Raw genomic sequence first — 23,063 nt, forward strand, 5'->3', positions numbered from 1 at the left:
AGGTGCGCTCACTTTGCGGGCTCCCATGCGTAGTTGGTCCAAGCCGGCCCGGAATCCCCTTCGGGGAAGTCGATATACATTGCGCGGACCGGCAATCCGATCTTCACCTCCGCGGGGTCGACGTTGCGGAGCTCGCCGAGCATCCGCACACCCTCCTCGAGTTCGACCAACGCGATGATGAAGGGCAACGTGCGGCCGGGCACCTTCGGCGCGTGGTGCACCACGAAGCTGAACACCGTCCCGTTACCGGAGGCGACGACGTAGTCGGTTTCCAGCTCCTTGTCCTGCCAGAGTGCCGGCACGGGCGGATGCTGCAGCGTGCCGTCGCCGCGCTTCTGAATACGCAGCTCGTGCGCGTTGACGCCGTCCCAGAAGAACTTCGTGTCACGGGACGACGCGGGACGCATCATGCTGTCGGCGTCGAGATCGTCGGGCACCGGCGATGCGGCACTTGCCTTATCTTGGTCGGCCGGCCTGAACTTCATGATGCGCCACATCATCTCGGCGACGTCTTCGTCGCCAACCTGCCAGGAGATCCGCTGGGTGATGAAGAAACCCTCGCCGAGCGCGGTCCGCTTGGGGCCGACGACGTCGGTCAGCTCCGCGGCGACGCTGACCTGCTCACCGGGACGCAGGTAACGGTGATAGGTCTGCTCACAGTTCGTGGCGACGACGCCGATATACCCTGCGTCGTCGAACAATCCGAGGATCTTGCCCAGCGGATCGTCGTCGGGCCGGTTGCCGCCCAGCCCCATCATGGTCCAGACCTGGATCATCGCGGGAGGCGCGACGGTACCCGGATGACCCGCCGCCTTGGCGGCTGCCTCGTCGACGTAGATGGGGTTGTTGTCCCCCATCGCATCGAGCCAGTGGTCGATCATCGGCTGGTTCACCGGGTGACGGGCCACCCGCGGCTTGCTCTTGCCTTCGGCTTTGACCCGCTCGGCGGCCGCCTTGATGTCGTCCACCGCACTCATCGGGGCACCCTCGGCACCTTGAGCCCAGCCGCTGCGATCATTTCCCGCATCACCTCGTTGACACCTCCGCCGAACGTGATCACCAGATTGCGCTTGGTCTGCGAGTCCAACCACTCGAGCAGTTCCGCGGTCTCCGGATCGGCCGGATTGCCGTACTTGCCGACGATCTCCTCGGCGAGGCGGCCCGCGTATTGAATGCGCTCGGTACCGAACACCTTGGTGGCGGCGGCATCCGCGACGTCAATGGTCTCGCCGGAGGCGGCCACCTGCCAGTTCAGCAGCTCGTTGATACGCCACATCGCCTTGAGTTCGCCGAGTGACCGCTTCACGTCGTCGTGGTCGAGTGGGGTGTCGCCGTTGGAACCGGGCTTGGCGGCCCAGTCGTGCACCCGGTCGTACAGTGAGGCGAATCGCCCTGCCGGACCCAGCATGACGCGTTCGTTGTTCAGCTGAGTCGTGATCAGGCGCCAGCCGCCGTTCTCCTCGCCGACCAGCATCTCGGCGGGCACCCGGACGTCGTTGTAGTACGTGGCGTTCGTGTGGTGAGCGCCGTCGGACAGAATCATCGGCGTCCAGCTGTAGCCGGGATCCGTCGTATCGACGATCAGCATCGAAATGCCCTTGTGCTTGGCGGCTTCCGGATCGGTACGGCAGGCCAGCCAGACGTAGTCGGCATCATGGCCACCGGTGGTGAACACCTTCTGGCCGTTGACGATGTATTCGTCGCCCTGTTTGACCGCGGTGGTGCGCAGCGATGCGAGGTCGGTGCCGGCCTCAGGTTCGGTGTAGCCGATCGCGAAATGGATTTCGCCGGCCAGGATCCCGGGCAGGAACTTCTTCTTCTGCAGCTCGGTGCCGTACTGCTGCAGCGTCGGCCCGACGGTCTGCAGGGTGACGGCGGGCAGCGGCACGTCGGCGCGGTGTGCCTCGTTGACGAAGATCGACTGCTCGATGGGGCCGAAACCCAGGCCGCCGAACTCCTTGGGCCAGCCGACACCCAGCTTGCCGTCGGAGCCCATCCGCTTGATGATCGCGCGGTAGGCCTTGCCGTGGCGGTCGCTTTCCATCTCCTGGTGCTCTTCAGGGGAGATGAGGTTCGAAAAGTACTGCCGCAGTTCGGCTTGGAGCTGCTTCTGCTCGGGGGTCAGTTCGATATACATTGCGCTCCCACCAGATCGAGTCGGTGCGACGGGCCGCCAACCAGCCGGGTCAGGTCCTTGACGCCGGAGTAGTAGCGGTCCATCGGATAGTCGATGTCCATTCCCATCCCGCCGTGCAGATGGTGACACAGCTGCATCGCCGGCGGCGCCTCTGAGGCCAACCAGTAGCCGAGGATGTCGGTGTCGTCGTCGGCGTCCAGCCCTTCGGAGAGCCGCCACAACACCGAGGTCGCGGCCAAGGTCAGTGTGCGAGAGGCGATGTAGACCTCGGCGAGCTGTGCGGCGACGGTTTGGAACGTCGACAGCGGCTTGCCGAACTGCTCACGGTTGGCCACGTAGTCCGCGGTGAGCCGTAGGGCACCCGCGACCAGACCCGACGCGAACGCGCCGATGGCCGCCAGCGCCAGCTGGTTGACCCGCCGCGGCTGCGCACCGTCGAGCACCCCGTCCACCTCGGCATCGGAGAACGTCACCGAGTACTCGTCGCCGTGGTTGGCGGTCGGCGTCTTGACCAGCTGGACTCCCGCCGCCTTCGGGGAGATCACCGCAACAGAGCCGCCAGCGGTCACGATCAGCCAATCCGCCTGTTCCGCATAGGGAACCGCGACCTTGACCCCGTTCAGCTTCCCGCCGGAAAGCGAGGTCGCGGGCCGGTCCGGCAGCGGCGCGCCGGGCTCATTGAGCGCCGCGGTGAGCACGGAGCCCTTCGGCACCCCGGCGAGGTAGCGATCCTGCTGCTCGTCGGACGCCAACTCCAGCAGCGGGATCAACCCGAGACCAAGCGTCGCCAGCGCGGGGCTCACGGTGCCGTGTCTGCCGATCTCGATGAGCGCGGTCCCGATCTCGGCAAGTCCCAGGCCGTCGCCACCGAGGCGGTCGGGTACGCCGAAGGCCGTGATGCCGCCGGATACCAGCGCGTCCCAGCTGTTGTCCCTGCCGAGCGCCGACGTCACCACATCGGCGACAGCCTGCTGCCCTTCGTCCGGACTGAAATCCACCGAATCCTCCTTGATCCGCGAAAGCTACTGGGAGACGGGTGTGCTCGCTCCCGTGTAGTCAACCTGCCAGTGCTTGATGCCGTTCAGCCACCCCGACATCAACCGCTCGGGCTCCCCGATCGGTTTGAGATCGGGCATCGCGTCGGCCACTGCGTTGAAGATCAGGTTGATGGTCATGCGGGCCAGGTTCGCTCCGATGCAGTAGTGCGCACCGGTGCCGCCGAAGCCGACGTGGGGGTTCGGATCCCGAAGGATGTCGAACTGATGAGGATTGTCGAAGACCTCGTCGTCGAAGTTGGCCGAGCGGTAGGACATCACCACACGCTCGCCCTTCTTGATCTTCACACCCGCGAGCTCGGTGTCCTCGAGCGCGGTGCGCTGGAACGCGGATACCGGGGTGGCCCAGCGGATGATCTCGTCCGCCGCGGTGGCGGGGCGCTCCTTCTTGTACAGCGCCCACTGATCGGGATGCTGTGAGAACGCGATCATGCCGTGGGTGATCGAGTTGCGCGTGGTTTCGTTGCCCGCGACCGCGAGCATCACGACGAAGAAGCCGAACTCGTCGTCGGACAGCTTCTCGCCCTCGATGTCGGCCTCGATCAGCTTGGTGACGATGTCCTCGGTCGGGTTCTTGGCCCTCTCCTCGGCCATCTTCATCGCGTACTGGATCAGCTCGAACGAGGAGATCGCCGGATCGACATCGGCGTACTCCGGGTCTTCACCGGCGGTCATCTCGTTGGACCAGCGGAACAGCTTGTCGCGATCGTCCTGCGGCACACCGAGCAGTTCGGCGATCGCCTGCAACGGCAGTTCACACGAGACCTGTTCGACGAAGTCTCCGGAGCCTTCGGCCGCGGCGGTCTCGGCGATCTTCTGGGCACGAGCGCGCAGTTCGTCCTCGAGCCGCCCCACCGCACGCGGCGTGAAGCCGCGGGAGATGATCTTGCGTAACCGGGTGTGCTGCGGCGCGTCCATGTTCAACAACACGGCCTTCTGCAGGTCGATGGCGTCGCGGGTCATCCCCTGCGGCCACGTCGGGATGGCGCCGTCGGGCGAACTGCCGAAGAGGTCGCTGCGCTTCGACACCTCTTTGACGTCGGCATGCTTGGTGACAAGCCAGTAGCCCTTGTCTCCGAATCCGCCGGTGCCGCCCGGGACGTCCACCCAGTGGACGGGCTCCGAGGCCCGCAGCTCGGCGAGCTCCTCCACGGGTAGACGCTCGAGGTTCAGGCTCGCGTCGAGGAAATCGAAGTCTGCGGGAATGTTGTGGGATGCCATGACTGTGCGCTCCTTTTCAACACAAATTGCAACGTGTTCTAGTGCCAGTAAAACATGCCTTCTCCGCAGATAAAAGGCAGGTCACCATCCTCGCTTGTCAGAGTAATGAAACGTGTTCTAGCCTGACGGAATGGGTAACCCTGTCATCGTTGAAGCCACTCGCAGCCCGATCGGTAAGCGGAACGGATGGCTATCCGGCCTACACGCCACCGAGTTGCTGGGCGCAACACAGAAGGCTCTAGTCGAGAAGGCCGGCATCGACGCCGGCGACATCGAGCAGGTCATCGGCGGCTGCGTCACGCAGTTCGGCGAGCAGTCGAACAACATCACCCGGGTCAGCTGGCTGGTCGCCGGGCTGCCCGAGCACGTCGGTGCGATGACGGTGGATTGCCAGTGCGGCAGCGGCCAGCAGGCCAACGGCCTGATCGCCGGCCTGATCGCGGCCGACGCCATCGACATCGGCATCGCGTGTGGCATCGAGGCGATGAGCCGCGTCGGTCTCGGCGCCAACGCCGGCCCCGATCGCGGCATCCTGCGCCCCGCCTCGTGGGACATCGACCTGCCCGACCAGTTCACCGCCGCCGAGCGCATCGCGCAGCGCCGCGGGATCACCCGCGAGGACATCGACCAATTCGGCTTCGACTCGCAGCGCAAGGCCGCCCAGGCCTGGGCGGAAGGACGCTTCGACCGCGAGATCAGCGGTATCGAAGCGCCCGTGCTCGACGAGAACAAGCAGCCGACCAGTGACCGGCACATCGTGACCAAGGACCAGGGCCTGCGGGAGACCACGCTGGAGGGTCTGAACTCGCTCAAGCCCGTGATCGAGGGCGGTATTCACACCGCGGGCACGTCGTCGCAGATCTCCGACGGTGCCGCCGCCGTGCTGTGGATGGACGAAGCCAAGGCCAAGGCGCTCGGCCTGAAGCCGCGGGCACGCATCGTCAGCCAGGCGCTCGTCGGCGCCGAGCCCTATTACCACCTCGACGGCCCGGTGCAGTCGACGGCGAAGGTGCTCGAGAAGGCCGGCATGAAGATGGGCGACATCGACATCACCGAGATCAACGAGGCCTTCGCCTCGGTCGTGCTGTCGTGGGCGCGGGTGCACAACCCCGACATGGACAAGGTGAACGTCAACGGCGGCGCGATCGCGCTCGGCCATCCGGTCGGCAGCACCGGCAGCCGCCTGATCACCACCGCGTTGCACGAGCTGGAGCGCACCGACAAGAGCACCGCGCTGATCACCATGTGCGCGGGCGGAGCGCTGTCCACCGGAACGATCATCGAGCGGATCTGATGTCCGCGGCCCCGTCGTCCACTGAAGCCCAGCGCATCGCGGCCGCCCAGGCCTACATCGACGCGCTGGTCTCCCACGACGCGGACCAGGTGCCTTTCGCGCCCGGGTGCACGCGCATCGAAGTCGGGCTCAAGACCGGGTTCTCCGGAGATCACCTGCGCCGCAGCCTGAATCGTGGCTTGCAGTACCGGGTGATCCAGGCGACGACGGTGCCCGAGTTCACCGTCGTCGACGGCAACACCATCCGGGCGAAGTTCGATCTCGTGACGAAGCCTTCGCTGTTGGGGCGCAAGGTCGGCGCGCACATCGACGAGACGTTCCAGATCCCGGCCGACGGCCTGATCCACCACATCCGCGCAGGGATTCGTCCCTTCCTCACTGGGTCGTAGAAGTCTCTAGGATCACCGGCATGGCCAAATCGCGCCCCCGCTTCATGGACACGAAGGCTTCCGACACCTTCATCAAGTGGATGTCGAAGCTCAACACCTACCTGTACCGGCGCAGCGGGGGCGAAGGCTTCGGCAGCGATTTCCAGGGCATTCCGGTGGCACTGCTGACCACCACCGGCCGCAAGACCGGTGAGCCGCGGATCAGCCCGCTGTACTTCCACCGCGACGGCGACACCGTCGTCGTCGCGGCGTCCAAGGGCGGCAGCGACAAGCACCCGATGTGGTACCTGAACCTGAAGGCCAACCCGAAGGTCCAGGTTCAGATCAAGAAGGAGATCCTCGATCTCACGGCGCGCGACGCCACCGAGGACGAGCGCGCGAAGTACTGGCCGCGCCTGGTCGAGATGTATCCGTCCTATGAGGACTACAAATCCTGGACCGACCGGGTGATCCCCCTCGTCATCTGCGAGCCGTAACTGGCCGGCGGAAATTCTCGCGTGTAACCACATGGCGCGATCCGGGCTGAAATTCGTCCCTGTGGTTACACGGGACGAGGGATGTCGGGAGGCGGCTGATCGAGTGGTTCCGTTGGTCGTCGGCGAGCCATGACGACGTTCACCACCGCGGCCACCGCCAACAGACCCGCTCCGATGGCGATCGTCACCGGGTTCAGATAGAGCAGCAGCGCGGCCGCCGGTATGCACAGCGCCCTTTCGGGCCAGCCCGCGCGACGGATAATCCAGCCTCCGGTGACGACGGCCAGCGCGGCCACCGCCAGCGCGGCCACCGCGCCCGTCCACACCATGTCGACGAATGACCGCAGCCCAAGCAGACCTTCACCGTTGTCGGTCCAGACGAACGCGAACGGTACGAGGAACGCGGGCAGGGTGTACTTCCACGTCTGCATCATCGTGGGGATGACTCGTCCGCCGGTGATCGCCGACGCCGCCACCGACGCCAGCGCCGTCGGCGGCGTGACTTCGGAGAGCACCGCGAAGTAGAAGACGAACATCGCCACCGCCGGCGCAGCGACACCGAGGTCCTGCAGCGCGGGCCCGACGATCACCCAGCTGATCACGAACGACGCGGTGACCGGCACCGCGAGCCCCAGCACCGAGACCGCCAACGCGGCGAACATTGCCGTCAAAATCAAGACGACCGTTGGGTTTTCGGAGATGAGGCGCGCGGTGTTGACGAGGATGGAGTTCAGCTGCAGACCGAGTCCCGTGCGCGTGATCATCGCGGCGACAACGCCCGCAGCCGCACACACCGCCGCCACCGAGAGCACGCCGCGCACCCCGTTGGCCAGCGCCCGGTAGAGCCGCACCGGGGTCAGTCGGTGTTCGCGGTCGAAATACGAGAGCACGATCTGGACGGCGATGGCGTAGACGACCGCGCGCATCGCCGACACGTCCAGCGCGAGGAACACGACGATCATCACCAGCGAGACCAGGTGGTAGCCGAACCTGCCGAGCAGTCGCCAGAACGACCCGGCGTCGACGCTGCCGACCTCGCGTGTGCCGTACCGCCGCGCGTCGATCTCGACGGCCAGCAGGATGCCGAGGTAGTACAGGATCGTCGGCACGACCGCCCACACCAGGACGGTCAGGTACGGCACCCCGAGGTATTCGGCGATGATGAACGCCGCCGCACCGAGCGTCGGCGGCGACAGGATGGCGCCGATGCCCGCGGCGGCCAGCATTCCGCCCGCGTTTTCGCGCGGGTACCCGGCGCGGCGCAACACCGGCCACGTCACCGAGCCCAGGCTCACCGTCGTCGCGGTCCCGGATCCGGAGACGCTGCCCATGAGAAACCCGGCCAGCGTCACCGTCCGCCCCGGTGCCGCCCGCGACCGGCGGAACGCGGCGAACGAAAGGTCGATGAAGAACTTGCTCGCACCTGACGCCTCGAGCACCGCTCCGTAGATGGTGAACAGGACGATGTAGGTCGCCGCGACATCGAGCGGCACGCCGTACAGCCCCGTCGACTGCATGAACGACGCGCTGACGATCTGAACCCAATCCACCCCGGCGTGGGCGATCGCGGCACCCTGCGGCAGGTACCCGCCGTAGTAGGCGTACCCCAGCGCAAGCAGGCACACGATGGGCAGCGCCACGCCTGTGGTCCGGCGGCACGCCTCCAGGACGAGTAGCACGACGATCGTCCCGACGATGACATCGACCATCGCCGGCGTGCTCTGCCGGCTGAGGAATTCGTCGAATCCGCCACCGCCGTCACCGATTTGGAACGGCAGCACCGGGTAGAGACACACCACCAGCGCGGTCACCGCCAGCAGCCAGTCCACCACCGGCTCCGCGCGGCCAAGCCGCATACCGGATCGGTAACACAACAGGGTGAGCGGAAGGACTGCCGCCAGGAACAGGATCAGCGAAACCTGATTGCCCTGCGCCAGCGGGAAGAACACCTGGTACAGCGCGAACAGCCCGATCAGGACGCAGCCCACGGTCACCAGGTGGTGAACCCAGCCGGTCAGCTGCCGGGCCGGCTTCTCGTCCTCGTAGGCGGCCGACACAGCCGCTTCGGTGGAGGTCAGTTCGCCGCGCCGAGGTCGTCAAGGGCGCGCTTGGCGCCGGGATGCAACGGCACGGGCATGGTTTCGCGCGCGGTGTCGAGCGAGATCCCCTCGGCCGCCTTGTTGACCTTGACCAGTTCGGGCCTGTGGTCGAACAACGCCTTGGTCAGCACGCAGGCGGTGTTGCCGTCCATATCGTTTTTGACCAGAAGCAGATTGGGCACCACGACCGTCGCCACATCCGTCGGCGTCTGATAGGTGCTCGCCGGGATGGCGCCCTCTTCATAGATCGGGTTGATGTTCTGCAACTTCGGCAGGGTGTCGGTCACGTCGATGAACTTGACGTTGTCGCGCTGGCTGACGAACAGGTCGGTGATGCCACCGGTCGGCAGCCCGCCCGACCAGAACATCGCGTCGATCGAGCCGTCCTTCATCCCTTCGACCGTCTTGCCGAGTTCGGTCCGCTGGGCCTGCACATCGTTTTTCGGGTCGAGCCCGGCAGCCTCCAGCATGCGGTTGGCGATGACCTCGGTGCCCGAGTTCGGCGAACCGGTGGACACCCGCTTGCCGCGCATGTCGAGGATCGAGTTGATGCCCGCATCGCTGCGGACGATCACCTGGGTGTAGTTGGGATACAACCTGCTGAGCGCGGCGATGGGCTGATCGTCGTCGAACGCCGCCATGCCGTTGACCGCATCGGCCGCGGTGTCGGCCAATGAGAACGCCACCTGGTGGGTGCCCGCCACGAGTTGCTGGATGTTCTGCAGCGAGGCCGACGTCTCGGCGGCGGTGGCCTTCAACTTGCCATCGGTCTGCTGATTGATGGCTTCGGCGTAGGCGCCACCGAGGGCGTAGTACACCCCGGTGGTGTTGCCCGTCGCGATGCTCAGCCTGGCGTCGGACGTGACTTCACACGACGTCGGCTCCGTCGCCGCCGCCTCGTTGTCGCCGCCACGCTGACCGCCACAACCGGCCACCACCAACAGGATTGCGCAGAGAACTCCATACCGTCTCACCGCTCCATCATGGAAGCCGGCGCGCCTCCGCATGGCGTTTCGGCGCAATCGGCGGCGATCAGGCCCCGTACACCGGCACGGGCGGGCGCGCCTCGGCCAGCAGTTTACCGACGACAGGACCGAGCTCCGCCGGATCCCAACGCGCGCCCTTGTCGATTTGCGGGCCGTGGGCCCAGCCCTCGGCGACGCGAATGATGCCGCCCTCGACCTCGAACATCTTGCCTGTGACGTCCTTGGACTCGACGCTGCCGAGCCAAACCACCAGCGGCGAAACGTTTTCCGGCGCCATCGCGTCGAAGTCCTTGTCCTGGGTGGACATCATCTCCGCGAACACCGTCTCGGTCATCCGGGTCCTGGCCGACGGCGCGATGGCGTTGACCGTGACCCCGTAGCGGCCCATCTCCGCGGACGCGACGAGCGTCAACGCCGCGATCCCGGCCTTGGCCGCACTGTAATTGGCCTGTCCCACACTGCCTTGCAGGCCGGCGCCGGAGCTCGTGTTGATGATGCGCGCGTCGACGGCGTTGCCGGCCTTGGACTGGGCGCGCCAGTAGGCGCCCGCATGCCGCATGGTCGCGAAGTGTCCCTTGAGGTGCACGGCGGTGACGGCGTCGAACTCTTCCTCGCTGGTGTTGGCGAACATCCGGTCGCGCACGATGCCGGCGTTGTTCACCAGTACGTCGAGCCCGCCGAACGAATCGACGGCAGTCTGGATCAAGCTCTCGGCCTGCGCCCAGTCCGCGACGTTGGCCCCGCTGGTCACGGCTTCGCCTCCGGCAGCGGTGATTTCGTCGACCACGCCCTGTGCCGCGCTACCGCCGCCCGCCGGCGAGCCGTCCAGCCCCACACCGATGTCGTTGACCACCACTCGCGCACCCTCGGCGGCGAACGCCAGCGCATGTGCGCGCCCAATGCCGCCGCCTGCACCCGTCACGATGACCACGCGGCCGTCGAGCAGTCCCATATCTCTTGTCTCCTCGGTTGTTTGAAGAATGTGTTACTTGATGTCCGCAGAGGTCGTCGCCAGGTAGTGCGGAGGCTCGCCGCCGCCGTGCACCTCGATGGAGGCGCCGCTGATGTAGGACGCCGCGTCGGAGGCCAAGAACGCGGCGGCCCAACCCACGTCGTCCGGCTTGGCCAGCCGTCCCAGCGGAACGTTCTTGGAGATGGCCGCGATCGAATCGGCGTCGCCGTAGAACAATTCGGATTGCTCGGTCTCCACCATCCCGACGACCACCGAGTTCACCCGTACCTTCGGCGCCCATTCGACGGCCAGCGTGGCGGTGATGCTCTCCATGCCCGCCTTGGCCGCGCCGTACGGCGCGGTTCCAGGTGTCGGCCTGCGCCCACTGACGCTGGCGATGTTGATGATCGAACCGCCCTGAGCCTGCTCCTGCATCACTGCGTTCGCGTGAATCGACACCGAAAGGGGTCCGAGCAGGTTGAGCTCGACGATCTTCGTGTTGAACTTCGCCGACGACTCGGCGGCCAGCACATAGGGCGATCCGCCCGCATTGTTGACGACGACGTCCAGGCGCCCGTGCGTATCGGCAATCGTCTTGATCAACGCCGCCACCGACTCGTCGTCGCGGACGTCGCAGCTGTGGAATTCGTACGGCGATCCCTCTACCGGCCTGCGGGCGCACGTCACCACGGTCGCACCTTGGGCGGCGAACACAGAGCTGATGCCCGCGCCGACGCCGCGAACCCCTCCGGTCACCAGGACGACCCTGTCGTTGAGTCCGAGGACTATCTCTGGGCGGTCGGTCACTGTGCTAGCGTACCAAGCAAGTGCTTGCTTAGGTAGAGACCCCCAGAGTAACCGAGGTATCCGCATGACGATCACCACCAAGACGGTCGAGCCGGGCATCGTCTCGGTCACCGTGGACTATCCGAAGGTCAACGCGATCCCATCGCGCGGCTGGTTCGAACTCGGCGACGCGATCACCGCCGCCGGCCGCGACCACAGCACCCACGTCGTGATCCTGCGCGCCGAGGGGCGCGGCTTCAACGCGGGTGTGGACATCAAGGAGATGCAGAACACCGAGGGCTTCACCGCGCTCATCGACGCCAACCGCGGCTGCTTTCACGCCTTCCGCGCGGTGTACGAGTGTGAGGTGCCCGTGGTCGCCGCGGTCAACGGCTTCTGTGTCGGCGGCGGGATCGGACTCGTCGGCAACGCAGACGTCATCGTCGCGTCCGACGACGCGACCTTCGGCCTGCCCGAGGTCGAGCGCGGTGCCCTGGGTGCGGCGACGCACCTGTCGCGACTGGTGCCCCAGCACATGATGCGCCGACTGTTCTTCACCGCGGCCACCGTCGACGCCGCGACCCTGCACCATTTCGGTTCGGTGCACGAGGTCGTGCCGCGCGACGAGCTCGACGAGGCCGCGCTGCGGGTGGCGCGCGACATCGCCGTCAAGGACACCCGCGTCATCCGCGCGGCCAAGGAAGCGCTGAACCTCATCGATGTGCAGAGGGTGAACTCGAGTTACCGCATGGAGCAGGGCTTCACGTTCGAGCTCAACCTCGCAGGCGTGGCCGACGAGCACCGCGATGCGTTCGCGGGGACGAAGAAGGGCAAATGAGCGACAAGAGAACAACTTTGGACGAGGCTGTCTCGTCCATCGAGAGCGGTATGACCATCGGCATCGGCGGCTGGGGGTCGCGGCGCAAGCCGATGGCGTTCGTGCGCGCGCTGCTGCGCACCGACGTGAAAGATCTGACGGTCGTCACCTACGGCGGTCCGGACCTCGGCCTGCTGTGCTCGGCAGGCAAGGTCAAGCGCGTCTACTACGGCTTCGTGTCCTTGGACTCACCGCCGTTCTACGACCCGTGGTTCGCCAAGGCCCGCACCAGCGGCACCATCGAGGCCCGCGAAATGGACGAGGGCATGGTGCGCTGCGGTCTGCAGGCCGCCGCACAGCGCCTGCCGTTCCTGCCGATCCGTGCCGGGCTGGGCAGCGACGTCCGCGCGTTCTGGGGCGACGAGCTGAAGACCGTGAAGTCGCCCTACCCCACGGGAGACGGCTTCGAGGAACTGATCGCCATGCCTGCGTTGAACCTCGACGCCGCATTCGTCCACATGAATCTCGGTGACGCCCAGGGCAATGCCGCATACACCGGCATCGACCCGTATTTCGACGACCTGTTCCTGATGGCCGCGCAGAAGCGGCTGCTGTCCGTCGAACGGGTGGTGTCGACGGAGGAATTGATCAAGGCGGTGCCGCCGCAGGCCCTGCTGATCAATCGGATGATGGTCGACGCCGTTGTCGAGGCACCCAACGGTGCGCACTTCACCACGGCCGAGCCAGACTACCGCCGCGACGAGAAGTTCCAGCGGCATTACGCCGAGGCGGCGGGTTCCGACGACACGTGGCAAGACTTCGTCACGACGTACCTATCCGGCAGTGAGGCCGACTATCAGGCCGCCGTGCGGAAGTTTGGAGATAGCCAGTGATGTCAGTGACCCGTGCCGAGGTGTGCGCCGTCGCGTGCGCCGAATTGTTCCGCGACGCAGGCGAGATCATGGTCAGCCCGATGGCGAACATGGTGTCGATCGGGGCCAGGCTGGCGCGCCTGACCTTCTCCCCAGACATCCTGCTGACCGACGGAGAGGCCCGGCTGTTGGCCGATACCCCGGCGCTCGGTGCGGCCGGGGCGATCGAGGGCTGGATGCCGTTCGGCCGTGTCTTCGAGACGCTGGCCTGGGGTAGGCGCCATGTCGTCATGGGTGCCAATCAGGTTGACCGCTACGGCAATCAGAACCTGTCGGCGTTCGGCCCGTTGCAGCATCCGACCCGCCAGATGTTCGGCGTGCGCGGCGCGCCCGGGAACACCATCAACCACGCGACGAGCTACTGGGTGGGTAACCACTCCAAGCGGGTGTTCGGCGAATCGGTCGACGTGGTATCCGGAATCGGCTGGGACAAAGTCGATCCCGACAATCCCGCCTACCGATTCGTCAACGTGTTCCGGGTGGTCTCCAACCTCGGAGTATTCGACTTCAACGGACCCGACCACCAGATGCGCGCGGTGTCGCTGCACCCCGGCGTCGAGGCCGAGCAGGTCGCCGAGAACACCTCTTTCGAGTTGCACGGCCTCGAGGAGGCCGATACGACGCGGCTGCCCACCGAAGAGGAGCAGCGGCTGATCCGCGAGGTCATCGATCCGAAGTCGCTACGGGACAAGGAAATACGATAATGGTCAAGCTGCGCACTCCGCTGACCGAGCTGGTCGGCATCGAGCATCCGGTGGTGCAGACCGGCATGGGCTGGGTGGCGGGTGCGCGGCTGGTTGCGGCGACCTCCAATGCCGGTGGGCTCGGCATCCTGGCATCGGCGACCATGACGCTCGAGGAGCTGGCGACCGCCGTCACAAAAGTGAAGGCCACGACCGACAAACCGTTCGGCATCAATATCAGGGCCGACGCCGGTGACGCGAATGAGCGCATCGACCTGCTGATCCGCGAAGGCGTCAGGGTGGCGTCGTTCGCGCTGGCACCCAAACCCGACCTGATCACGAAGCTCAAAGACGCCGGGGTCGTGGTGATCCCGTCGGTCGGTCTGGCCAAGCACGCCAAGAAGGTGGCCGGCTGGGGTGCCGACGCGGTCATCGTCCAGGGCGGCGAGGGTGGCGGCCACACCGGTCCGATCGCCACCACACTGCTACTGCCGTCGGTGCTGGATGCGGTCGACATTCCCGTCGTCGCAGCGGGCGGATTCTTCGACGGCCGCGGACTCGCCGCGGCGCTGTCCTACGGCGCGGCCGGCGTCGCGATGGGCACGAGGTTCCTCCTGACGTCGGATTCGACGGTCCCCGACGCGGTCAAACAGCGCTACCTCGAGTCCGGGCTGGACGGCACCGTCGTATCGACGCGCGTCGACGGTATGCCGCACCGCGTGCTGCGCACCGGACTCGTGGAGAAGCTCGAGAGCGGCTCCAAGCTCCGCGGTTTCTCCGCGGCAATCCGAAACGCGCAGAAGTTCAAGAAGATGTCCGGCATGACGTGGCGTTCGATGATCAGCGACGGCCTGGAGATGCGGCACGGCAAGGAGTTGACCTGGTCGCAGGTCGTCATGGCGGCCAACACGCCGATGCTGTTGAAGGCCGGTCTGGTCGAAGGCAACACCGATGCCGGTGTGCTGGCTTCGGGCCAGGTGGCAGGCATCCTGAGTGACCTGCCGTCGTGCGCCGAACTGGTCGAATCAATCGTGGCCGATGCGGTCAAACACCTGCAGGCGGCGGCGTCCTTCGTCGAGTAGTCCCATCCGGAGCGGCGACGAACTCCTGCTCGGGACGACCCGTGGTGCCGTACCGCAACCGTGTCTTGACCTCACCGGCGGCCGCGAGACCCCGATCGCCGAGGAGACCTCCGCGGAAGACATCGGCCCGTCGGCGGCGCGCGGTGCCTGCAGGACAAGCTGTTTGGTCGGTGATGTGGCGGTGACCGACGCCTGCTGCGCGGCGACCTTCGGGCGCAGCGCCGACTTTATGAAGTTGTGAGCTTCATTTCCAACCAATGAAGCTATTATCTTTATATGGCCGATGTTAAGTCCAGGGCTTCATCAGGCCTGCGGGCCGCGCTGATCGGCGACGTCGTCGGATCACGCCTCGTCGCCGATCGCCCGGCGGTCCACGGCGCGGTGAACGATGCCCTGCGTGACGTCGGTGCGGGCGCGATCGACTCACCGGCCTTCACCGTCGGCGACGAATTCCAGGGCAGTTATCCCACCGTCGGCGCGGCGATCGACGCCGCACTGTCCATCCGCCTCGCCGTCGCGCCGCACATCGATGTCCGGTTCGGCATCGGCTGGGGCACGGTGTCGGTGCTCGATCCCGAGCGCGGTATCCAGGACGGTCCGGGTTGGTGGGCCGCGCGTGAGGCGATCGAGTGGACGGCCGCCGCGCAACGGCAACCCGGGCTGGCCTTGGTTCGCACGTCGTTCCGGGTCAACGGCGTTGACCGCACCGACGCCGACGCCATCAACGCCGCCCTGCTTTGTCGGGACCATCTGCTTGGATCGCTGGACGACCGATCGATACGGATAGTGAAGGGCCTGTTGACCAACCAGACGAAGAAGGACATCGCCGCCGCCGAGGGCATCAGCGCATCGGCGGTGTCCCAGCGCACCGGGCGCGACGGCCTCGACCTGATCGTCGTCGCATCGCAATACCTGCGTGGTGTCCCGTGAGCGCACTGGCGGTGATGCTGATCGCGATGGGCATCGCCGACGTGACGCGGCGATCGACCGACCGGTCCTGGGTGGCGCCCGCCGTCGCGGTGGCTGTGGTCATCGGGTCCGCGGCGCTTGCCGGGCTGTGGCACCCCCGCGACATCGTGTTGCTGGAGATCGCCATCGCGGCGAGCGTCGCGTGGGTCGTGCTGTGTGCGCGCTCCGAGCGAACCGGCGACAGCCAACTGGCTCCGCTGGTCGTTTTCGCCGCAGCGGTCGGTCTGCTGATTCTGTTGTCGGGCTTGGGGTCTGAAGCAGGCGGGTTAGTGCAACGGTGGTCGGCGTGGGTCGACCTGCCAGGAATCGCCGACCTGGAAACCGACCGGATACTCATGGTCGTCGCGGTGGTGCTGCTGCAAATCGTGACCGGTAACCAGTTGGTGCGGCTGGTCCTCGCCTCGGTCGGCGCGGTCAAGCCCGCCGGCCAGCCGCAGGCATCGGATCGACTCAAGGGCGGTCGTCTTCTCGGCCCGATGGAACGGCTGCTCATCCTCGGGCTCGGACTGGCCGGTCAGCTCGCGGCCGCCACCGCGGTGGTCGCGGCCAAGAGCATCATCCGGTTCCCGGAGATCAATGCGCAGAAGGCCCGTGAGAACGGGCACATCGGGATCGATGACGTCACGGAGTACTTCTTGGTCGGCAGCTTCGCCAGCTGGATCGTCGCCCTGGGCGGGCTGGTTCTCGCACAGTAAACAGTAAGCCTTTCGATCCAGCCCGAACCGGCCCCGGTGTCCCTAAACTCTCGCGCATGAAGACGAACGCCGCCGTTCTGTGGGAACTCAACAAGCCGTGGAGCGTCGAGGAGATCGACCTCGACGGACCGAAGGAGGGCGAGGTCCTCGTTTCGTTCGAGGCCACCGGGTTGTGCCATTCCGACCATCATGTCCAGACCGGCGATCTCGCCGGCGTGACGCTTCCGACGATCGGCGGGCACGAGGGTGCCGGCATCGTTCAGGAAGTCGGTCCCGGCGTGAAGGACCTCAAGCCGGGCGACCACGTGGTGGCGTCCTTCCTGCCGGCGTGTGGCCGCTGCCGCTGGTGTGCCAGCGGACATCAGAACCTGTGCGACATGGGCGCGGTCATTCTGTTGGGCCTGCAGGCGGACGGCACCTACCGGCGCAGGGCGCAGGGTAAGGACGTCGGCGTCATGGTGGGCGTCGGCAGCTTCTCCGAACTGAGCACGGTGTCGGAAGCCTCGTTGGTCAAGGTCGACGACGACCTGCCGCTGTCGCGCGCGTGCCTGCTGGGCTGCGGGGTGATGACGGGCTGGGGGTCAGCCGTGAACACCGCCGACGTGACCCCAGGTGACACCGTCGTGGTCATCGGATGCGGGGGTATCGGCAGCGGTGCGATCCAGGGTGCACGACTGGCAGGGGCCGAGCACATCGTCGTCGTCGACATCGTGGAATCCAAGCGGGACAAGGCGTTCGAGTTCGGCGCCACCCATTTCGTGACATCCATGCCGGAAGCCATGGAGTTGGTCGCCGATCTGACCCGCGGCGTGATGGCCGATTCCGCGCTGCTGACGATGGGCCTACTCAAGGGCCCGATGATCAACGAGGCGATGGACATCGTCCGCAAAGGGGGTGCGGTGGTGATGACGGCGATCGCATCGATGGCCGACGTCACGCCGACCCTGCCCATGGCGATGGTGACGCTGTTCCAGAAGCGGCTGCTGGGCAGCCTCTACGGCGAGGCGAACCCGCGCGCGGACATCCCGCGACTGCTCAACCTCTACCGCGACGGCAAGCTACTGCTCGACGAGACCGTCACCACCGAGTACAAGCTGGCCGACATCAACAATGCCTACGACGACATGCTCGCCGGCCGCAACATTCGCGGTGTGATCGTTCACGACCATTGACGGTCAGAGGCGCTCGATGATCGTGACGTTGGCGGTGCCGCCACCCTCGCACATCGTCTGCAAACCGTAACGACCGCCGGTGCGCTCCAACGTGTTCAGCATCGTCGCGAACAGCTTGGCGCCCGTCGCACCGAGCGGGTGACCGAGCGCGATCGCGCCGCCGTTGGGGTTGACCTTCGCATGGTCGACGTCGAGCTCCTTGATCCACGCCATCACGACCGGTGCGAATGCCTCGTTGATCTCGACGGTGTCGATGTCGTCCATCGTCAGGCCGGTCTTCTTCAGCGCGTACTGGGTGGCGGGGATCGGCCCCGTCAGCATGAACACCGGGTCGGCACCGCGGGCGCTGATGTGGTGGATGCGGGCGCGCGGCTTCAGATTATGAGCCTGCACTGCGTTCTCCGATGCGAGCAGCACCGCGCTCGCACCGTCCGAGATCTGGCTGGCCATCGCGGCGGTCAGCCGGCCGCCCTCGACGAGAGTCTTGAGGCCGGCCATCTTCTCCAGCGACGTGTCGCGTGGTCCTTCGTCGATGACGAAGCCAGCCCCATCGACATCGACGCCGATGATCTCGTTTTCGAAATGCCCGGCGCGGATCGCCTCCTGCGCGCGCTGATGGCTGGTCAGTGAGAACTGCTCCATCTCCTCACGCGAGAGACCCCACTTCTCGGCGATCAGTTCCGAACCGCGGAACTGCGAGATCTCCTGGTCGCCGTAGCGGTGCAGCCAGCTCTTGGATTCGTTGGTCGGCGAGGTGAACCCGAACTGCTCGGCGACGGTCATGGCCGACGAGATCGGGATCTGGCTCATGTTCTGCATTCCACCCGCCACGATCAGGTCGGCCGTGCCTGACATGATCGCCTGTGCGCCAAAGGAAATGGCCTGCTGGCTCGACCCGCATTGGCGGTCGACGGTGACGCCCGGCACCTCTTCGGGGTATCCGGCGGCCAGCCATGACAGCCTGGCGATGTTGCCTGCCTGCGGCCCGATGGCGTCGACGCAGCCGGCGATGACGTCATCGACGGCGCCCGGGTCGACGTCGACGCGGTCGAACAGTCCGCGCCACCCGGCGGCGCCCAGATCGACGGGATGCACGCCGGACAGACCGCCGTTGCGCTTGCCGACAGCGGTGCGGACAGCTTCGATGACATATGCCTCAGGCATTACTCGACTCCTTCTTTGGTGATACCACCGAGAACTATGGATAGGTACTGTCGGCCGACCTCTTCGGCCGTGAGCGGTCCGCCCGGCTGATACCAGCGGACCGAAACCCAGGTGGTGTCGCGGATGAACCGGTAGACCAGGTCGACGTCGATGTCGGGCCGGAAGTACCCGTCTTGGATGCCCTGGTCGAGCAGGTCCAGCCACATCTTGCGCTGCTCTTGATTGCGTTTCTCGACATAGGAGAACCGCTCCTGGCCCGCGAGCCGCTTGGCCTCGTCCTGGTAGATGACGACCTGCGCGTGCCGGTGCTCGATCGCCTCGAACGATGCCATGAACAGACCCTTGAGCCGCTCCAGCGGATTGGGTTCTTCTGCCACGATCTGCTCGTACCGATCGAACAGCCAGTCCAGGAAACCACGCAGCACCTCGTCGACCATCTCCTCCTTCGACGAGAAGTGGTGGTAGAGACTGCCGGACAGGATTCCCGCCGAGTCGGCGATGTCACGCACCGTCGTCGCCCGTAGCCCACGCTCGGCGAACATCGTCGCGGCGAGCTCGAGGAGCTCGTCGCGCCGCGTCTGTCCAGCGGGACCTTCGGTACTCATGCCCGTTGGCTCGACACCGAAATCACTTCTCCAGTCAGGTAACTGGAGTAGTCGCTGGCCAGGAACGCGATGGTGGCGGCGATCTCCCATGGCTCGGCAGCTCGCCCGAACGCCTCGCCCTCCGAGAGCCGGTCCAGCAGGTCAGAGCTGCTGACCTTTTCCAAGAACTTGTGCCGGGCGATGCTCGGTGACACCGCGTTGATCCGAACGTCGTGCTCGACGGCTTCGATTGCGCTGCAACGGGTCAGCGCCATCACGCCTGCCTTGGCGGCGGCATAGTGCGACTGGGAGTGTTGTGCCCGCCAGCCGAGGACACTGGCGTTGTTGACGATCACCCCGCCGTGGTCGGCGTCGCGGAAGTACCGCAGCGCGGCACGCGTCGCACGCATCACCGACGTCAGGGTCACGTTGAGGACGCGGTCCCACTCCTCGTCGGTCATGTCGACGACGGGCGTCTCGCCACCCAGACCTGCGTTGTTGACCAGCACGTCGAGCCGTCCCATCCGGGCGGTCGTCGACGAGATCAGCGCGTCGACCTGCGCGGTGGAGGTCACGTCGCACACCACGCTCTCGACGCGACCGAGGCCGAGTTCGAGGAGCTGATCGCGAGTTTCACCGAGGCGTCGCTCGTGGTGGTCGGAGATCACGACGTCGGCACCCTCGGCCAGCGCGCGTCGTGCAACCGACGAGCCGATGCCTGTGCCAGCGGCAGCGGTCACCACGACCACCTTGCCGGTCAAAAGTCCGTGGCCCTCAATCTCTTTCGGTGCTTCGGCCAGGCTCATCAGCCCTTCACCTCACGGGGTAGGCCGAGCACCCGCTCGGCGATGATGTTGCGCTGGATCTCGTTGGAGCCGCCGTAGATCGTGTCCGCCCTGGCGAACAGATACAGCCGCTGCCATTCGTCGAAGTCGCCGTCGGTCAGCGTCAGGCCGTCGCGGCCCAGCACCTCCATCGCGATCTCGCCGAGCTCACGATGCCAGTTGGCCCACAACAGTTTCGAGACGTTGTCTTGACCCGGCTGCTCGACATCCATGGTCGCCAGCGCATAGGACCGCATGGTGCGCAGACCCGCCCACGACCGGGTCAGCCGCTCGCGGATCAGCGGATCGTCGGCTGCGCCGTTGCGCTTGGCGAGCTCCGCGACGCCGGAAAGCTCACGGGCGTACTCGATCTGCTGGCCGAGCGTCGACACACCACGCTCGAACGTCAACAGCCCCATGGCGACCCGCCACCCATCGCCCGGCGTCCCGACCACCAGGTCGGCCGCGGTGCGCGCGTCGTCGAAGAACACCTCGTTGAACTCCGAGTCGCCCGTCAACTGCACGATCGGCCGCACCTCGACACCCGGTTGATCCAACGGCACCAGAAGGAAGGACAGTCCGGCGTGACGCTTGGAACCCTTCTCGGTGCGGGCGACGACGAAGCACCACTGCGCCCAGTGCGCCAGCGATGTCCACACCTTCTGCCCGTTGATCACCCACTCGTCGCCGACGAGCTCGGCGGTCGTCGACACGTTCGCCAGATCGCTGCCCGCGCCGGGTTCGGAGTAGCCCTGACACCACAGTTCGGTGACGTCGAGAATCTTGGGCAGGAAGCGCTGCTGTTGCTCTGGTGTTCCGAACGCGATCACCGTCGGCCCGAGCAGTTCCTCACCGAAGTGGTTCACCTTCGCGGGCGCGTTGGCGAGGGCGTACTCCTCGTAGAACGCGACGCGGTGCGCAACGGTCAGGCCGCGGCCGCCGTGCTCCTCCGGCCAGCCGAGACATGTATAGCCGGCGGCCGCGAGATGCTGGTTCCACGCGCGTCGTTCCTCGAACGCCTCATCCTCGCGACCCGGCCCTCCGCGGCCCTTGATCGCGGCGAATTCGCCGGCGAGATTCTCGGCGAGCCAGTCGCGGACCTCGGCCCTGAACTCCTGGACCTCTATCACCCCTGTAGGCTAACCTACCAAGCACTTGCTTTGTTAGAGGAGCATCGATGACGGACCGTTCGAGGACCATTCCGCAGGTCCTGGATCGGATTGCTGACCAGTTCTCGGACCATGACGCCCTGGTTACGACCGCCGGCAGTGCCGGCAATCCAGCCGGCGACCGTCAGCTGACCTACGCGCAGTTGCGCGCCGAAGTGCGCCAGGCCGCCGCAGCCATGATCGACCTGGGCGTGCAGGCCGGGGACCGGGTCGCGATCTGGTCGCCGAACACCTGGCACTGGGTGGTTGCATGCCTGGCCACGCACTATGCCGGCGCGGTGATGGTGCCGCTGAACACCCGCTACACCGCGAGCGAGGCCACCGACATCCTTGCCCGCACCGCCGCTCCGCTGCTGTTCGCGGCGGGCGAGTTCCTCGGCGCCGACAAGGCCGCGTCCATTGACCGCGAGGCTCTTCCGGACCTGCGGCACGTAATCCGCGTCCCGATAGAGAAGGACGACGGAACGTGGGACGAGTTCGTCGCGCGCGGCACAGACCTCGCCGTCGTGGACGCCCGCGCCGCAGCCGTCACGCCTGACGACGTATCCGACATCCTCTTCACCTCCGGCACCACGGGCCGCAGCAAGGGCGTGCTTTGCGCACATCGCCAGTCGCTCGACGCCCCCGCCGCATGGGCTGCCTGCGGAGAGCTCACGAGTGCGGACCGCTACCTGTGCATCAATCCGTTCTTCCACAACTTCGGCTACAAGGCCGGCATCCTGGCGTGCCTGCAGACCGGCGCGACGCTCATCCCGCAGTTGACGTTCGACCCGGAGAAGGCGATGGCCGCGGTGGCCGAACACCGCATCACCGTGCTGCCCGGGCCGCCGACGATCTACCAGACCCTGCTGGACCATCCGAAGCGCGGCGACTACGACCTGACGTCGCTGCGATTCGCGGTGACCGGTGCGGCGACGATCCCCGTGGTGCTGATCGAACGCATGCAGACCGAACTCGACATCGACATCGTGCTGACCGCGTATGGCCTGACCGAGGCCAGCGGGTTCGGCACGATGTGCCGCGCGGACGACGACGCGGTCACGGTGGCCACGACGTGCGGGCGCCCGATCGCCGACTTCGAACTACGCATCGACGACCCGTCCGAGGACGGCTCGGGGGAGGTGCTGCTGCGCGGGCCCAACGTGATGCTCGGTTACCTCGATGATCCCGAAGCCACCGCCGCCGCAATCGATTCCGACGGCTGGCTACACACGGGCGACGTCGGCCGATTGGACGAGCGCGGAAACCTGACCATCACCGATCGGCTCAAGGACATGTACATCTGCGGCGGGTTCAATGTCTACCCCGCCGAGATCGAACAGGTGTTGGCGCGCCTCGACGGCGTCGCCGAGTCGGCCGTCATCGGGGTGCCCGATGATCGCTTGGGCGAGGTCGGCAAGGCGTTCCTCGTACTCAAGCCGGGCGCGGAGCTGGACGAAAAACAGGTAATCACCTACACGCGTGAGCATCTCGCGAACTTCAAGGCACCGCGTTTCGTGGAGTTCCTCGATGTGCTGCCACGTAATCCGGGCGGCAAAGTGGTCAAGCCAGTTCTCCGCGGGATGCGGAAATAGGAG

23 protein-coding genes are annotated in these 23,063 nt (G+C 66.2%); 11 read left to right on the forward strand and 12 right to left on the reverse strand.

Features of this window, described 5'->3' with window-relative positions:
- Nucleotides 1–8 precede the first annotated feature (8 nt).
- The 4 genes from M1248_RS11860 to M1248_RS11875 are packed head-to-tail and all read right to left on the reverse strand — an operon-like array spanning nt 9 to nt 4,413.
- Nucleotides 9–977, reverse strand: a complete 969-nt coding sequence (locus M1248_RS11860; protein WP_163731349.1) for a bifunctional MaoC family dehydratase N-terminal/OB-fold nucleic acid binding domain-containing protein — start codon at nt 975–977, stop codon at nt 9–11.
- On the reverse strand, nt 974–2,137 hold the full coding sequence (fadE29, locus tag M1248_RS11865) for an acyl-CoA dehydrogenase FadE29 (RefSeq protein ID WP_163731352.1): 1,164 nt from the start codon (nt 2,135–2,137) through the stop codon (nt 974–976). The genes M1248_RS11860 and fadE29 overlap by 4 nt, the downstream gene beginning before the upstream one ends.
- Complete coding sequence (locus M1248_RS11870) at nt 2,122–3,135, reverse strand: acyl-CoA dehydrogenase family protein (RefSeq protein WP_163731355.1); 1,014 nt, start codon at nt 3,133–3,135, stop codon at nt 2,122–2,124. Before M1248_RS11870 ends, fadE29 begins: the two co-directional genes overlap by 16 nt.
- A gap of 24 nt (nt 3,136–3,159) precedes the next feature.
- Entirely contained in the window at nt 3,160–4,413 is a 1,254-nt protein-coding gene (locus M1248_RS11875; protein ID WP_317148446.1) for a cytochrome P450, read from the reverse strand.
- 130 nt (nt 4,414–4,543) lie between these two features.
- On the opposite strand from M1248_RS11875, the gene M1248_RS11880 reads away from it, so the two are divergent.
- From M1248_RS11880 to M1248_RS11890, 3 genes are read left to right on the forward strand one after another with little or no spacing between them, the layout of a single operon-like run.
- Nucleotides 4,544–5,707: a steroid 3-ketoacyl-CoA thiolase gene (locus M1248_RS11880; protein WP_163731361.1), complete on the forward strand. Its 1,164-nt coding sequence runs from the start codon at nt 4,544–4,546 to the stop codon at nt 5,705–5,707.
- A complete protein-coding gene (locus tag M1248_RS11885) occupies nt 5,707–6,096 on the forward strand; it encodes a hypothetical protein (protein WP_163731364.1) in 390 nt (129 codons plus the stop codon). Before M1248_RS11880 ends, M1248_RS11885 begins: the two co-directional genes overlap by 1 nt.
- Before the next feature lie 20 nt (nt 6,097–6,116).
- A complete protein-coding gene (locus M1248_RS11890) occupies nt 6,117–6,572 on the forward strand; it encodes a nitroreductase family deazaflavin-dependent oxidoreductase (RefSeq protein ID WP_163731366.1) in 456 nt (151 codons plus the stop codon).
- Between the two features lie 65 nt (nt 6,573–6,637).
- Here M1248_RS11890 and M1248_RS11895 read toward each other — a convergent pair whose 3' ends face one another.
- From M1248_RS11895 to M1248_RS11910, 4 genes are read right to left on the reverse strand one after another with little or no spacing between them, the layout of a single operon-like run.
- Nucleotides 6,638–8,629 (reverse strand): TRAP transporter fused permease subunit, encoded by a 1,992-nt coding sequence (locus M1248_RS11895; RefSeq protein ID WP_317148447.1) that lies wholly within the window; start codon nt 8,627–8,629, stop codon nt 6,638–6,640.
- Nucleotides 8,630–8,646: 17 nt separating this feature from the next.
- On the reverse strand, nt 8,647–9,678 hold the full coding sequence (locus M1248_RS11900) for a TAXI family TRAP transporter solute-binding subunit (protein WP_163731369.1): 1,032 nt from the start codon (nt 9,676–9,678) through the stop codon (nt 8,647–8,649).
- 25 nt (nt 9,679–9,703) lie between these two features.
- Entirely contained in the window at nt 9,704–10,609 is a 906-nt protein-coding gene (locus M1248_RS11905) for an SDR family oxidoreductase (protein WP_317148448.1), read from the reverse strand.
- A gap of 33 nt (nt 10,610–10,642) precedes the next feature.
- The gene (locus M1248_RS11910; protein ID WP_317148449.1) at nt 10,643–11,416 is read right to left on the reverse strand and encodes an SDR family oxidoreductase; all 774 of its coding nucleotides are present in this window, start codon (nt 11,414–11,416) and stop codon (nt 10,643–10,645) included.
- Between the two features lie 64 nt (nt 11,417–11,480).
- Here M1248_RS11910 and echA20 point away from each other — a divergent pair, with 64 nt between their 5' ends.
- The 7 genes from echA20 to M1248_RS11945 all read left to right on the forward strand — a co-directional run bounded on the left by echA20 (nt 11,481) and on the right by M1248_RS11945 (nt 17,745).
- On the forward strand, nt 11,481–12,233 hold the full coding sequence (echA20, locus tag M1248_RS11915; protein ID WP_163731377.1) for a (7aS)-7a-methyl-1,5-dioxo-2,3,5,6,7,7a-hexahydro-1H-indene-carboxyl-CoA hydrolase: 753 nt from the start codon (nt 11,481–11,483) through the stop codon (nt 12,231–12,233).
- The gene (gene ipdA, locus M1248_RS11920) at nt 12,230–13,105 is read left to right on the forward strand and encodes a cholesterol ring-cleaving hydrolase subunit IpdA (RefSeq protein WP_163731380.1); all 876 of its coding nucleotides are present in this window, start codon (nt 12,230–12,232) and stop codon (nt 13,103–13,105) included. Before echA20 ends, ipdA begins: the two co-directional genes overlap by 4 nt.
- The gene (gene ipdB / locus M1248_RS11925; RefSeq protein WP_163731384.1) at nt 13,105–13,848 is read left to right on the forward strand and encodes a cholesterol ring-cleaving hydrolase subunit IpdB; all 744 of its coding nucleotides are present in this window, start codon (nt 13,105–13,107) and stop codon (nt 13,846–13,848) included. The genes ipdA and ipdB overlap by 1 nt, the downstream gene beginning before the upstream one ends.
- The gene (gene ipdC, locus M1248_RS11930; RefSeq protein WP_317148450.1) at nt 13,848–14,909 is read left to right on the forward strand and encodes a (3aS,4S,5R,7aS)-5-hydroxy-7a-methyl-1-oxo-octahydro-1H-indene-4-carboxyl-CoA dehydrogenase; all 1,062 of its coding nucleotides are present in this window, start codon (nt 13,848–13,850) and stop codon (nt 14,907–14,909) included. The genes ipdB and ipdC overlap by 1 nt, the downstream gene beginning before the upstream one ends.
- A gap of 276 nt (nt 14,910–15,185) precedes the next feature.
- Nucleotides 15,186–15,839, forward strand: coding sequence for a SatD family protein (locus tag M1248_RS11935; protein ID WP_163731388.1), 654 nt, complete (start codon nt 15,186–15,188; stop codon nt 15,837–15,839).
- Nucleotides 15,836–16,573, forward strand: a complete 738-nt coding sequence (locus M1248_RS11940) for a hypothetical protein (RefSeq protein ID WP_163731392.1) — start codon at nt 15,836–15,838, stop codon at nt 16,571–16,573. Before M1248_RS11935 ends, M1248_RS11940 begins: the two co-directional genes overlap by 4 nt.
- A gap of 56 nt (nt 16,574–16,629) precedes the next feature.
- On the forward strand, nt 16,630–17,745 hold the full coding sequence (locus tag M1248_RS11945) for an NDMA-dependent alcohol dehydrogenase (RefSeq protein WP_163731396.1): 1,116 nt from the start codon (nt 16,630–16,632) through the stop codon (nt 17,743–17,745).
- 3 nt (nt 17,746–17,748) lie between these two features.
- On the opposite strand, the gene fadA6 is transcribed toward M1248_RS11945, so the two are convergent.
- From fadA6 to ipdE1, 4 genes are read right to left on the reverse strand one after another with little or no spacing between them, the layout of a single operon-like run.
- Nucleotides 17,749–18,909 carry a steroid 3-ketoacyl-CoA thiolase FadA6 gene (gene fadA6 / locus M1248_RS11950; RefSeq protein WP_317148451.1) on the reverse strand — a complete coding sequence of 387 codons (1,161 nt, stop codon included), beginning with the start codon at nt 18,907–18,909 and terminating at the stop codon, nt 17,749–17,751.
- Nucleotides 18,909–19,514, reverse strand: a complete 606-nt coding sequence (kstR2, locus tag M1248_RS11955; protein WP_163731403.1) for a TetR family transcriptional regulator KstR2 — start codon at nt 19,512–19,514, stop codon at nt 18,909–18,911. Before kstR2 ends, fadA6 begins: the two co-directional genes overlap by 1 nt.
- On the reverse strand, nt 19,511–20,299 hold the full coding sequence (gene ipdF, locus M1248_RS11960) for a (5R,7aS)-5-hydroxy-7a-methyl-1-oxo-2,3,5,6,7,7a-hexahydro-1H-indene-carboxyl-CoA reductase (protein WP_163731406.1): 789 nt from the start codon (nt 20,297–20,299) through the stop codon (nt 19,511–19,513). The genes kstR2 and ipdF overlap by 4 nt, the downstream gene beginning before the upstream one ends.
- Complete coding sequence (ipdE1, locus tag M1248_RS11965; protein WP_163731409.1) at nt 20,299–21,447, reverse strand: acyl-CoA dehydrogenase IpdE1; 1,149 nt, start codon at nt 21,445–21,447, stop codon at nt 20,299–20,301. Before ipdE1 ends, ipdF begins: the two co-directional genes overlap by 1 nt.
- Before the next feature lie 47 nt (nt 21,448–21,494).
- Between ipdE1 and fadD3 the strand changes: the two genes are divergently transcribed.
- Nucleotides 21,495–23,060 (forward strand): 3-((3aS,4S,7aS)-7a-methyl-1,5-dioxo-octahydro-1H-inden-4-yl)propanoate--CoA ligase FadD3, encoded by a 1,566-nt coding sequence (fadD3, locus tag M1248_RS11970; protein ID WP_163731412.1) that lies wholly within the window; start codon nt 21,495–21,497, stop codon nt 23,058–23,060.
- Nucleotides 23,061–23,063 lie beyond the last annotated feature (3 nt).

This window comes from Mycobacterium sp. 29Ha (assembly GCF_032883055.1).
In the GTDB taxonomy this organism is placed as follows: domain Bacteria; phylum Actinomycetota; class Actinomycetes; order Mycobacteriales; family Mycobacteriaceae; genus Mycobacterium; species Mycobacterium gallinarum.